This is a genomic window from Kitasatospora sp. NPDC093550 (assembly GCF_044764985.1).
GTDB lineage: Bacteria > Actinomycetota > Actinomycetes > Streptomycetales > Streptomycetaceae > Kitasatospora.
In genome coordinates this window covers 48,651-60,650 of sequence record NZ_JBIWJF010000002.1, presented here as the reverse complement: position 1 = coordinate 60,650, position 12,000 = coordinate 48,651, and the positions used below count along the sequence as shown (strand labels likewise).

Sequence of the window (12,000 nt, the reverse complement as noted above, 5' to 3'; positions counted from 1 at the left end):
CCGGCGGGGCCGGACGGGTGGGCCACGGCCCCGTCCGCGGGAAGCGTGGCACCCCGCGCGGCGGGCGGCGCGCGACGCCGGTGGACACCCGACCGGGACCTGAGGTGACCACCGGATCGTCCCCGTGTCGCTGACACCGAGCGTGACCGGGGTGCCGCACAGTGGGCGGACGAAACCACCGCTCGGAAGCGACGGGAATCGATGACCGTGACCACCGGGAGCCGGCCGCCCCGACCGGCGCCGCCGGGCACACCCGCCCACCGCGAGGGCCGGCCGTGAGCGGCAGCGGCTGGACCGTCACGGCGGTGGCAGGCATCGCCGCCGGCTACGCGCTCGTCTCCCGGCGGCTGGCCGGCTCCCCGGTGTCCGCCGCCATGGTCTTCGTCGGCGCCGGCATCGCCCTCGGCCCCATCGGCCTGGACCTGATCAGCCTGCGCCAGGACACCGCGCCCCTGCGCACCCTGGTGGAAGCGGCCCTGACCCTGGTGCTGTTCACCGACGCCACCACCGTCCGCCCGGCGGATCTGCGCCGCGGCGGCGCGCTGCCCGGGCGGCTGCTGTCGATCGGACTGCTCCTGACCATCGGCGCCGGATGGCTCCTGGCCTGGCCGCTCCTCCCCGGCCTGACCGGGTGGGAACTCGCGCTGGTCGCCGCGATCCTCGCCCCCACCGACGCCGCCCTGGGCAAGAGCGCCATCTCCGACCCCCGCGTCCCCGCCCTGGTCCGCCAGACCCTCAACGTGGAGAGCGGCCTGAACGACGGCCTGGTCCTGCCCTTCTTCGTGCTCTTCCTCGCGGCCATCCCCGGTACCTCGTACGCACACCAGGGCGTGGCCGACACGTTCTGGCGCGCCCTGCTGCTCAGCCCCGCCCTCGGCCTCGCCGTCGGCGGCCTCGGCGGCCTGCTCCTGCACCTGTCGCTCCGCCGCGGCTGGGTCGCGCGGGACTGGCGCCCCGTCTACGTCCTCGCCGCCGCGGCCGCCGCCTACGCCCTGGCCGCGGTCACCCGCGGAAGCGGCTTCATCGGAGCCTGGGTGGCCGGCTTCGCCTTCGCCTACGCCCTGCGCCGGGGCGAGCACCCCCGAGGCGAGGTGGCCGACACCACCGAACTGGCCGAAGACCTCGGCGGCCTGCTGGCCATGCTGAGCCTGCTGTTCTTCGGTGCCGTCCTGCTCGGCCCCGCGCTGGAACACCTCAGCTGGCGGATCGTCGGATACGCCGTCCTGAGCCTGACCCTGACCCGCATGGTCCCCGTCGCGCTCGCCCTCGCCGCCAGCGGACTGAAAGCCCCGACCGTGGCCTACGTCGGCTGGTTCGGCCCACGCGGCCTTGCCTCCGTCGTCTTCGGACTCCTGGTCGCCGAGGAACACCTCCACGGCGTGGACCTGATCAGCCACGTCGTCGCCATCACCGTCGCACTCAGCGTGCTGCTCCACGGAGCATCGGCCGCGGTCCTCGCCGCCCGCTACGGACACTGGTACGAGCGGGCCGCCGCCACCACGCCCGACCTGCGCGAAAGCACCGCCACGCCCGTCACCCCGCTGCGCCGCGGGCTGCACCCGGTCGAAACCGACTGATCCGCCGTCCGCCGCGCCGGATCACCGGGAACACCCGGGCCATCCCGGCCGGCCGCCGGCGAGGACCGCCCCGGCGGCCCCGGCGGCGCTACGCGACGCGGGCGGTGCGCCCGGGCGTCCGGCGGCGGCCCGCGGAGCCCTGGTCGTCGCGACCGGAGGCGGACCGGGTCTCCCCGGAGCTCCGGGCGGGCCGACCGTACCGGCCGCGCCCGGTGGACGGGCGGCGGCGCGGCCGCTCGACGACGGGGTCGGCGACGACGACGGGCACGCCGGTGGGCACCCGGGCACCGGTGATACGGGCCAGGTCCTCGTCGCCGGCGCTGACCCTGGTGGTGACGGGGGTGATGCCGGCGGTGGTCATCATGCGGACGAACCCGCGGCGCTGGTTGGGCAGCACCAGCGTGACGACGGTGCCGGACTCCCCGGCCCGGGCCGTGCGCCCACCGCGGTGCAGGTAGTCCTTGTGGTCGCCCGGCGGGTCGAGGTTGACGACCAGGTCGAGCCCGTCGACGTGGATGCCCCGGGCGGCGACGTTGGTCGCGATCAGCGCGGTCACCTCTCCGGTGCGGAACTGCTCCAGGGTGCGGGTGCGCTGCGGCTGGGCCTTGCCGCCGTGCAGGGCGGCGGCCTTCACGCCGTTCGCGAGCAGGTCCTCCACCAGGCGGTCGGCGCCGTGCTTGGTTTCGGTGAACATGATCACCCTGCCGTCGCGGGAGGCGATGTGGGCGATCGTGGCGTTCTTGTCGGAGTCCCGCACGTGCAGCACGTGGTGCTCCATGGTGCTGACCGCTCCCGCGGACGGGTCCACCGAGTGGGTGACCGGATCCTTGAGGAAGCGCCGTACCAGGCGGTCGACGTTGCGGTCGAGGGTGGCGGAGAACAGCATCGTCTGGCCGCCTTCGGCGACCTGCTCGAGGAGCTCGGTGACCTGCGGCAGGAAGCCCATGTCGGTCATCTGGTCGGCCTCGTCGAGCACCGAGACGCCGACCCGGTCCAGCCGGCAGTCGCCGCGCTGGACCAGGTCCTTGAGCCGGCCCGGGGTGGCCACCACCACCTCCGCCCCGCGGTTGAGCGTCCACGCCTGGCGGCTCATCGACGTCCCGCCCACCACGGTCGCCATCCGCAGCCGAACGGCACGGGCGTAGGGGGCGAGGGCCTCGGTGACCTGCTGGGCGAGCTCGCGGGTGGGGACCAGTACCAGGGCCAGCGGACAGCGCGGCTCGGCCCGCTGCCCGGCGGTGCGGGACAGCACGGCGAGGCCGAACGCGAGGGTCTTGCCGGAGCCGGTCCGACCCCGTCCGAGCAGGTCCCGGCCGGCCAGCGAGTTCGGCAGCGTCGCGGCCTGGATCGGGAACGGCGCGGTGACGCCCTGGCGGCTCAGGACCGAGAGCAGCGCCTTCGGCATGTCCAGTTCGGCGAAGGAACCGACGGCCGGGAGTGCCGGAGTGGTGCTCACCGGCATCGCGAACTCGCCCCGCGGGGAGGCGCCCGGTCGCGCGCCCCGGCCGGCGGAGCGCCGGTTTCCGGCGGGCCGGTCACCGTGGAAGGACCCGCCGCCCGAGCGGGCGGCGGAGGCGGAGCGGGAATCGGCGCTCTGGTACGGGGAGCGACTGGAGCGGGGCATGCGGAGAACCTTCCTCGGGGCGGCGCGTCACGAGGAAGGCCCCGTGGCGCGGGGCGCCGACGGGGACCGCAAGGGAACGGGCCGGCGTCTCACGTGGGGATGGCCGCCGGCGGGTGAGCCGGGGCCCGAACGACCGGGGATACGCCGTGCGTCATGCCGAAGGGCCCGCACCGGGCGTCGTGCGCGGTGCGGGCCCCTCACTGCCAGGCGAGTGCCGGGCAGAGGAACTACAGCGGGCGAATGTTCTCGGCCTGCGGGCCCTTCTGGCCCTGCGTGACGTCGAACTCGACCTTCTGGCCCTCGAGCAGCTCACGGAAGCCGTTGGCCTGGATGTTCGAGAAGTGGGCGAAGACGTCGGGGCCGCCACCCTCCTGCTCGATGAAACCGAAGCCCTTCTCCGAGTTGAACCACTTCACAGTGCCATTAGCCATTAAAAAATCTCCTTCAAGGGACTGTTCGAAACACGCACGGCGCGGGCTTCGAGTCACCGCATGGAGCGCCCACCGGCGATTGGCCGGGGAACAAAAAATGCGCCTGCAATACATCAGCAGGCGCACACAAAGTTCATGGGAACCACTACTGCAACTACGTCGACTGTAGCAGGCGACGGCCCGCCGTGGCGGGATGTTTCCCTCCCGGTTTCGCGGGGCCGCCCCGCTGAGCAGCCGCATCCGAGCCGGGATGGTCGCGAACGGCCTTGAGCAGCAGGCGGGTTGGACCTGCGGCCACACCTCCGCGACAGCATCGATTCCCCGCGGAATTTCCGCGGCGCGCGGCGCGGAGCGCGCGCCGTCGGCGGAATTTCGCGCCGTCCGGCCGGAAATTCTCCGCACCGAGAATTCCCGCAGCCCGGCTCCGGGCTCCGCCGACCCGAGGTGCCGCCCGCCGGGAGCCCGGAGAGAGTGGATGTGGGGCCCTAGCCAGCCTGGAGGACACGTGCGCGCCGACAGACCGGACGGGATGCCGCCGCTGCGCCTGCCGCGGCGCACCCGGCTGCTGCTGGTCTGCGCCTTCCTGCTGCTGGTCGCCGCCGTGGTGGCCGATCTGGTGACCGGGCCCGGCACGACGCTGTCGCCCGTCCTGGCGGTGGCGCCGGTGCTGGCCGGGGCGACCACCCGCAGCGCCCGGGTGCCGCTGGCGGCCGGCGGTCTGGCCGTGGTGGCCGTCGGCCTGCTGGAGACCACCAACACCGAGCTGTCGACCTCGGTGCACCTCACCGCGCTGATCACCGTGCTCGCCGCGACCCTGGCCAGCGCCGCCAACGTGGTGCTGGTGGCGGCCCGGGAGCGGGAGCTCTTCGAGGTCCGCACGGTGGCCGAGGCGGCGCAGCGCGCCCTGCTACGGCCGCCGCCGGAGCGGCTCGGTCCGCTGCGGATCGCCGTGCGCTACGTCGCCGCGGCCGCCGAGGCGCGGATCGGCGGGGACCTCTACGCCGTGGAGCAGACCGGGTACGGCGTGCGGATCCTGCTGGGAGACGTGCAGGGGCACGGCCTGCCGGCCGTCGAGACGGCGGCGGACGTGCTGGGGGTGTTCCGTGCGGCGGCCCGTACGGAGGCCGACCTCGGTCGGCTGGCCGAACGGCTGGACGACGCCCTGGCCGCCCGCCCGGGCGAGGGGCGCTTCGCCACGGCGCTACTGCTGTCCGTACCGCCCGGGCGGGAGCCGGTCACGCTGGTGAACTGCGGCCACCCGCCCCCACTGCTGCGCCGGGCCGACCGGGTCACCGCACTGACGCCGCCGGCGCCCGCCCCTCCGCTCGGGCTGCTGGGGCTGACCGGTGGCGGCTACCCGACGGGCCGGTTCGATCCCCGCCCCGGGGACCTGCTGCTCCTGCACACCGACGGGGTGACCGAGGCCCGCGGCACCGGGGGCGTCTTCTACCCCCTGGAGGAGCGGCTGCCGGGACTGCCGGCGGGGAGCCCCGCCGACCTGCTGGACGCCCTGCTGGCGGACGTGGGGGCGTGGGTCGGCGCCGCCGGCCTGACGGACGACGCGGCGCTGCTCGCGATCCGCTGGGAGTGGTGACCGGTGCGCTGACGACCCACCTGGAGTGCGGGGACGCCCCGGCACCGGGCGCGCGCAGGACGAGGGACCCCGGCCGCCGCCGCGGCCGGGGTCCCTCGAGGCGTCGGGCGTCGACTCTCGGACGCGACCGGGGCGGGTCAGCGCTGCAGGGTGAGCACGCCCGGCCGGTACGGCAGTTGGATGTAGGACGTGCCGTCCGAGTTGGGGTTCCTGCCCTGGTAGAGGAGCTGCAGGTTGCAGGGGTCGACGGTCATGGTCTGGTCGGGGTTGTTGCGGACCAGGTCGCCGTGGCTGATGTCGTTGGTCCAGGTGGCACCGCTGTTGGCCTTGCCCGCGAAGGGGTTGCTCGCGGTGGCGGCCTGCGGGGTCCAGGAGCCGTTCAGGCTGCCGGCGGTGAACGAGCGGAAGTAGCGGTGCTCGTTCGCGTCCCGGGCCTCGACGATCATCAGGTACTGGTTCTGGCCCTGGACCTTGTAGACCTGGGGCGCCTCGAACAGGTTCTGCACCGTGTCGCTCATGACCGTGGTGTACGAGGAGCCGAAGCTGCTGGGGAAGTTCCCGATCGGCATGCTCGCCCGGTAGATGCTGCCGTTGTCACCGGCGAAGAACAGGTACATGTTCTGGTCGTCGGCGATCAGGGTCGGGTCGATCGGGCCGCCGGTGGGGAGGCTGCCGGTGAACAGCGCCTGCGGCGCGGACCAGCCGTTGGGGTTGGTGGGGTCGCTGGACGTGCGGTAGGTGAAGGGCCAGGCGGTCCCCCACCCCAGGGAGGCCAGCACCCAGGTGTTCTTGGGCGCGAAGTAGAACAGCTGGGGCGCCACCGCCGACGACGACATGACGGTCTGGGTGGCCGAGGCCATGTCCGACCAGTTCGTGAAGGGGGCGAATCCCATCGACTTCCACGACGCTCCGTCGGAGTACGTCGCGTAGACCAGGTGCTTGCCGTTGTAGACCACGTCGGTGAAGTCCTTCAGCGCGGCTCCGCCGTTCACCGGCTCCGCCAGCGGACCGGTCGAGGTCCACCGGTACGTCGACGGAAGAGCACACGTGGTGCCCGTCCCGGTCAGGCCGGACCACTTCTGGTTACCGGCACCGCTGCAGTTCCAGAGCTGCACCGCCGTCCCGTTGGCCGTACCGCCGCCGCTGACGTCCAGGCACAGGCCGGACTCCACCCCGACGACCGAGCCGTCGGTGTTCACCCGCCACTGCTGGTTCGCCCCTCCGGTGCAGGTCCAGATCTCCACCCGGGTGCCGGCCGTGGTGGCGTGGCCCGGAACGTCCAGACACTTGTTGCCGTACACGGTCAGCTGGTTGCTGTCCGTCAGCGTCCACTGCTGGTTGGACCCGCCCGTGCAGTCCCAGATCTGCAGGAACGTGCCGTCGTTCTGGCCGGCGTTCGGCACATCGAGGCACCGGCCGGAACCCACACCCCGCAAGGCGCCGCTGCTCGCCGCCTGAGCCGGGGCCGCGACGAGCGCCGACGCCAACGCCACCACCGCCGCGAGCACGGCGGCGAGCACGACGGGCAAGGGCCTGCGGTGGGAACCTTGTCTGTGCATGGGGATCTCCTGTCTGAGGCGTGCAGCTGTCACACGGCTCGTTGTCGTTGACCTGTGGGGTCGTTTACATGGGGGCAACCTGACGGCGCGCGCCAGGAGTTACGATCGGCTGACGACGAGGCCCCGCCTTTGCCGTCGGACTTCAGCGGCCCCGCACCGGCGCTTCTCCCGGCAGGGGCGAGGGTGACGACGGAGGGGTGCACCCCCGACTCGGCCGTAGGCCAAGGGCGTTGCCGTCGACCGGGTCAGTGAAGGTCGAGTACGGCCGGGCAAAAATGTTAACGCTAACAATTCAGGTCGACGTGCGCCCTCCTGTCGGGAGGCAGGGGAAGATCGTGGATGTGAGCGGAGTCAATACCCGCCGCCCCGAGCACGTCAAGATGGCTGCAACGACTTTCGTGATGACGGCGGCGCACTCGTGCGCCCCGCTCGCTTCCACCACCCCGACCGATCGTGATCGAACCCGATCAGTCCACGTTCACGGGCTTCCACAGCCGGCTGCCGGCGTCCGTGTCCACCCGCCACCCGACTGCGGGGCTCCCGCCCGTCGGCCGCCGCCGGGCGCCGACGCGAGGCCAGGCATGGGACCGCTTCCCCCCACCATGACCGGTACTCCGTAGCACTTCTGACGGCCGGTCGGTAGATTCCTCCGGGTGCGTCCGGGGGGCCATGCCGTGGTCCCGGGCCCACGACCGCGACGTGAACCACCTCGCCGAAGGAGTGCACGTGACCCACCCGAACGCAGCGCCGCAGCCCTACGACGACGGCATGCTCGACGTCGGCGACGGCCACCGGGTGTACTGGCAGGTCCGCGGCACTCCCGGGGGGAAGCCCGCAGTCGTCGTCCACGGCGGCCCGGGCGGCGGCTTCGCCCGGGGCGGGTACCGGCGGTTCGACCCGGCGGGCTACCGGCTGGTGCTCTTCGACCAGCGCGGCTGCGGCAACAGCACCCCGCACGCCGGGGACCCGACCACCGACCTGCGGCACAACACCACCCACCACCTGATCGCCGACATGGAGCGGCTGCGCGAGCACCTGGGCATCGAGCGCTGGCTGCTCTACGGCTACTCCTGGGGCTCGGTGCTCAGCCTGGCCTACGCCCAGCAGCACCCGGAGCGGGTGTCCGAGATCATCCTGGCGGCCGTCTTCGGCGGCCGCCGCCGCGACATCGACTGGCTGTACCGCCAGGCCGGGCGCTTCTACCCGGAGGAGTGGGAGCGGTTCGTCGCCGGGGTGCCGGGCGCCTCCCGCGACGGCGACATCCTGGATCTCCTCGGCGGCTACGCCCGGTTGATGGAGCACCCGGACCCGGAGGTCCGGGACAGGGCCTCGCTGGACTGGTCGGCCTGGGAGGACGCCCTGCTGTCCCACGAGACGCAGGGCAGGTCCGGGGTGTTCACCGGCCTCCCCGCACGCGAGCGGATGGGCCTCACCCGCCTCTGCGCGCACTACTTCTCCCACGGGCTGTTCCTCGAGGACGGCGCGCTCCTCCGCGGGGCCGGCCGGCTGGCCGGGATCCCCGGGATGCTGGTGCACGGCCGCATGGACCTGAACGCGCCGCTCGAAGCCGTCCGGGAGCTGGCCAGGGCCTGGCCGGAGGCCGAGGTGAAAGTCGCCGAGGACGCCGGGCACCTCGACAGCGAGACCAAGGTCCAGCACATCCATGACGCGATCGCCCGCTTCGCGCCCCCCTCACCGGCCCCCGACCGCGCGCCCTCCCACGCCGGCTGAGGGCGACACCGCCGACCGACACCGCCGACGCGGACGAGCCCGGCCGCGGCCCGCGGTACTCCCTCCAGGGCCGTCCCCGACGCCGCCTCCACCTCGGCCTCCCGAAGCCCGACGGCTGGCGCGGGAACCCGGATGCCCATGGACGCGCGCCGGGCGGGACGGCACGGGGTTGGCCGTGCCCATCCGGGTAGACGCGCCGAGGCGCCCAGCGGGCCGGCCGGCGCGGCCGGTGCCGAGCGGGCGCGGAAGGAGCGTCGGAATCATGCACGAGGAGACCGGTCACGTCACCGGCACCAAGGACAAGGACTACAACCTGCTCTGGTACGTCGAGGCGTGCCTGGGAAACGCGCTGCGGCTGGAGACCTACGTGGAGGACGCCGAACGGGAGGGCGACGGCGAGGTGGCGGAGCTGTTCCGCAAGGCGCAGGCCGACAGCCGCAAGGGCGCCGAGATGGGCAAGCGGCTGCTCGCCTCTCGCCTGTCCGCCAACGGCACGGGCACCGGCGGCGACGCAGGTGCGGGCACTCCCGTCCGCGCCGCCGGGGACGCCCTGACGGGCACCGGCGAGGGCGCCGCCACCGTCCCCGGCGCGGGGGCCGCCGCCGGCGGTCCGTCGTGGGCCGATGACCGGGGCGCGCTGCGGCAGGATCCGATGGCCCCGTAGGAGGCGTCACCTGGCCGTCCCGGCCGCCGAGAACCTCGACGGCTAGGCGACGGGGGGATCGAGTGCCGACGCGGAGCTCTCCGAGGAGGGCTCGGACCGCAGGGCCGCGGCCGCGGAGGCGGGCGCGGCCGGCATGATGTCGGCGCGGCCGTGAAGCCGGGTGATGAGGACGGCCGGTTCGCCGCAGCGCCGACCGTCCGGGTCGGTGGCCACCAGCCTCGGCGCCCGACCGTCCAGCCCCTCGAGCACCGAAAGGACGCGCGCTTCGTACGCCGCGGCGCCGTCACCACGGGGGAAGCGCCGCAACACGAGTTCCCGGGACGGCTCCTCGGTCCGCACCAGGTGCGTAGCGGCATGGGCGCCACCGGCAAGCCGCCGTACGACCTGCGCGGATGCGGCGGAGCCGACGGCCTCGCCCACCCAGGCGCGAGCGTGCGGCGAAGGGGAGCTGTCGATCACCGCCGCAGGCTGCCCGGCCACCGCTCGCGCGGCCACCGAATTTCCCGGGAGTTCCTTCCAGGGGTGCGGTCACATCCGCAGTTCGCAGTCCGCCGGACCGGTCAGTGGCCGAGCGCGTTGGCGAGCTCCTTCTTGTTCATCTTCGAACGGCCGTGGATGTTGCGCTGCTTGGCCTCGTTGTACAGCTGCTCCTTGGTCGGACCTTCGGAGCCGGAGCGGGAGCGTTGGCCGCCACGGCGGGAGGAGGACATGTCCTGGATGGAGGAGCGGCTGGCGGTCTTCGACTCGCCGTGCCGGGCCCGTTCCTTGTTCACGGTGCGCGCGGCGATCTCCTTGGCCCGCTTCTCGCTCTCCCCGCGGTCCAGGGCACTGTCCTTGATGTGCTCGTTCTGGCGTTCACGCTTCTTGCTCGAACCGGCAGGCATGGCATTTCCTCCTCGGTGGGCGGGGACGCTTCGGCGCCTACCCGGAACGTCGGCGGTCACTCGCCCGGGTAAGGGCGAGCGCGAAGTCGGAACGGTACGACGCCGGCACGGCCTGCGGTCGCGCCTGCCGCCGTCCCACCGCGCCGGCGACGATGATGCGGGGAGCTGCGCGTCATCGACGACACCGCCCTCACCACCTCCTGACACCCCGGCACCCACCAGGAGCCGCGGCGCCCCCGCGCCGCGGCTCCTCCCGCGCCCACGGCTTCGGCAGCCGTCGCTCGGCAGCCGTGGCCGGGTTGCGGGGCGTGCGCCCGGGCAGCATCCGGGGCGGTGGCGCCGGACATTGCTGAAGGAACGCTGAAGACCTGAAGGCACCTTCAGCTGCCCGGCCCGGCGGCCTGCGACCCTGGGGGTATGCGAGAACCGGCGGACAACGAACAGAGGCCGGCCCTGACGCCGGCGAGCGCACGGGGCCGGGCACTGCGCCGTCGCATCCGTGCCGCACTGACCCGCCTCGCCCGGCACCCGCGCATCGCCCCCCTGCTCAAGCGCCTCGCGCCGCGTTCCGTCCGCGCCCGCACCACCCTCGCCGCCAGTGCCAGCGTCGCCGTCGTCCTGCTCGTCGCGTCCGCCGCGGTCGTCCTGCTGCTACGGGCGAACCTGGAACGCACCGTCGAGACGGGCGCCCGTGAGCAGGCCCAGGCCATCGCCCGGCTCGCCACCGACGGCCGTCTCACGACGCCCGTGCCACTCGACCACGGCACCGACTTCATCCAGGTCACCGACGCGACCGGCAGGGTCGTCGCCGCCAGCCAGAACCTCACCGGACACCCGGCCCTCGCCCCCGCGGGGAGCAAGCACGGCCACACCAGCTACGACCTCCGTGCGCTCGGCGACGAGCACCACCAACGCGTCACCACCCTGACCGCCGAGACCCCCAACGGCCCCGTGACCATCCACGTCGGCGCCTCCCTCCGCACGGCCGACACCGCCGAGGACCTCACCACCGCCGCACTGGCCGCCCTCAGCGCCGTGTTGTTGGTCACCGTCGCCACCCTCACCTGGCGCGCGACGGGCCGCGCCCTGCGCCCGGTGGAGGCGATCCGCGCCGAGGTCGCCGCCATCGGGGACCGCGACCTCGACCGGCGCGTGCCGGAGCCCCGCAGCGACGACGAGATCGCCCGCCTGGCGGGCACGATGAACGCCATGCTCGACCGTCTGGAGACCGCCGGCGCCCGCCAACGCCGCTTCATCGCCGACGCCTCCCACGAACTGCGCAGCCCCCTCACCGGCCTGCGGGCCCAGCTCGAGATCGCCCTCACCCATCCGGACCCGCAGGTGCGCACCGGCCTCGTCGCCGGTGCCCTGGAGGACACCGAACGCCTCCAGTCCCTCGCCACCGACCTGCTGCTCCTCGCCCGCCTCGACGCCGCCGGCAGCGACCGCCCGCACGAGAGGGTCGACCTCGCCGAACTCGTCCGGGCCACCGTGGACGGCCGCGGTCCGCAGCCGCACCCCGTCGTCGTGCACACGGCCGACGAGGTCACCGTCACCGGCAACCCCCTGTGGCTCGGACGGCTGCTGACCAACCTCCTCGACAACGCCCAACGCCACGCGCGCCACCGCGTCACCGTCCGGCTCTCCAGGGATGCCGCCACCGGCCACGCGGTCCTCGACGTGGCCAACGACGGCACCCCGGTCGATCCCGCCGACCGGGAGCGGATCTTCGAACGGTTCACCCGCCTCGACGAGGCCCGCAGCCGCGACGACGGCGGCACGGGCCTGGGCCTGCCCATCGCCCGCGACATCGCCACCGTCCACGGCGGCACCCTCACCGTCCGGGACACCCCGGACGGCACCACGTTCCGCACCCGCCTGCCCGACACCCGCGGGTGAGCTCCGCCCCTTCGGAGCGCCCGGCCGAACGGCGTCG

General features: G+C 73.7%; 9 protein-coding genes and 1 pseudogene. 5 read left to right on the top strand and 5 right to left on the bottom strand.

Annotated features, from left to right (window positions below):
• Positions 1–305: 305 nt before the first annotated feature.
• Positions 306–1,577 (top strand): cation:proton antiporter, encoded by a 1,272-nt coding sequence (locus ACIRD3_RS03460; protein ID WP_402210946.1) that lies wholly within the window; start codon positions 306–308, stop codon positions 1,575–1,577.
• 88 nt (positions 1,578–1,665) lie between these two features.
• Here the strand turns inward: ACIRD3_RS03460 and ACIRD3_RS03455 are convergent, their stop codons facing one another.
• Both ACIRD3_RS03455 and ACIRD3_RS03450 read right to left on the bottom strand, forming a co-directional pair.
• Positions 1,666–3,201, bottom strand: coding sequence for a DEAD/DEAH box helicase (locus tag ACIRD3_RS03455; protein ID WP_402210944.1), 1,536 nt, complete (start codon positions 3,199–3,201; stop codon positions 1,666–1,668).
• A gap of 227 nt (positions 3,202–3,428) precedes the next feature.
• Complete coding sequence (locus ACIRD3_RS03450) at positions 3,429–3,632, bottom strand: cold-shock protein (protein ID WP_097236452.1); 204 nt, start codon at positions 3,630–3,632, stop codon at positions 3,429–3,431.
• Between the two features lie 505 nt (positions 3,633–4,137).
• Between ACIRD3_RS03450 and ACIRD3_RS03445 the strand changes: the two genes are divergently transcribed.
• Positions 4,138–5,226, top strand: coding sequence for a PP2C family protein-serine/threonine phosphatase (locus ACIRD3_RS03445; protein ID WP_402210941.1), 1,089 nt, complete (start codon positions 4,138–4,140; stop codon positions 5,224–5,226).
• A 137-nt stretch (positions 5,227–5,363) separates the two neighbouring features.
• Here ACIRD3_RS03445 and ACIRD3_RS03440 read toward each other — a convergent pair whose 3' ends face one another.
• Positions 5,364–6,785, bottom strand: a complete 1,422-nt coding sequence (locus ACIRD3_RS03440) for a non-reducing end alpha-L-arabinofuranosidase family hydrolase (protein WP_402210938.1) — start codon at positions 6,783–6,785, stop codon at positions 5,364–5,366.
• A 726-nt stretch (positions 6,786–7,511) separates the two neighbouring features.
• Between ACIRD3_RS03440 and pip the strand changes: the two genes are divergently transcribed.
• Entirely contained in the window at positions 7,512–8,516 is a 1,005-nt protein-coding gene (gene pip, locus ACIRD3_RS03435) for a prolyl aminopeptidase (protein ID WP_402210935.1), read from the top strand.
• Positions 8,517–8,778: 262 nt separating this feature from the next.
• A pseudogene (locus ACIRD3_RS03430) lies at positions 8,779–9,000 on the top strand (hypothetical protein); the annotation flags it as partial.
• 222 nt (positions 9,001–9,222) lie between these two features.
• On the opposite strand, the gene ACIRD3_RS03425 reads toward ACIRD3_RS03430, so the two are convergent.
• A complete protein-coding gene (locus ACIRD3_RS03425) occupies positions 9,223–9,639 on the bottom strand; it encodes a phosphotransferase family protein (RefSeq protein ID WP_402210932.1) in 417 nt (138 codons plus the stop codon).
• Between the two features lie 101 nt (positions 9,640–9,740).
• Positions 9,741–10,064, bottom strand: a complete 324-nt coding sequence (locus ACIRD3_RS03420; RefSeq protein ID WP_402210930.1) for a plasmid stabilization protein — start codon at positions 10,062–10,064, stop codon at positions 9,741–9,743.
• A 417-nt stretch (positions 10,065–10,481) separates the two neighbouring features.
• On the opposite strand from ACIRD3_RS03420, the gene ACIRD3_RS03415 reads away from it, so the two are divergent.
• Positions 10,482–11,963, top strand: a complete 1,482-nt coding sequence (locus ACIRD3_RS03415) for an ATP-binding protein (protein ID WP_402210927.1) — start codon at positions 10,482–10,484, stop codon at positions 11,961–11,963.
• The last annotated feature ends 37 nt before the right edge of the window (positions 11,964–12,000 follow it).

Bases quoted from the DNA above. Each gene is read 5' to 3' on its own strand.
- ACIRD3_RS03420 (WP_402210930.1), bottom strand. From the start codon at position 10,064: ATGCCTGCCGGTTCGAGCAAGAAGCGTGAACGCCAGAACGAGCACATC.
- ACIRD3_RS03455 (WP_402210944.1), bottom strand. From the start codon at position 3,201: ATGCCCCGCTCCAGTCGCTCCCCGTACCAGAGCGCCGATTCCCGCTCC.
- ACIRD3_RS03440 (WP_402210938.1), bottom strand. From the start codon at position 6,785: ATGCACAGACAAGGTTCCCACCGCAGGCCCTTGCCCGTCGTGCTCGCC.
- ACIRD3_RS03415 (WP_402210927.1), top strand. From the start codon at position 10,482: ATGCGAGAACCGGCGGACAACGAACAGAGGCCGGCCCTGACGCCGGCG.
- ACIRD3_RS03450 (WP_097236452.1), bottom strand. From the start codon at position 3,632: ATGGCTAATGGCACTGTGAAGTGGTTCAACTCGGAGAAGGGCTTCGGT.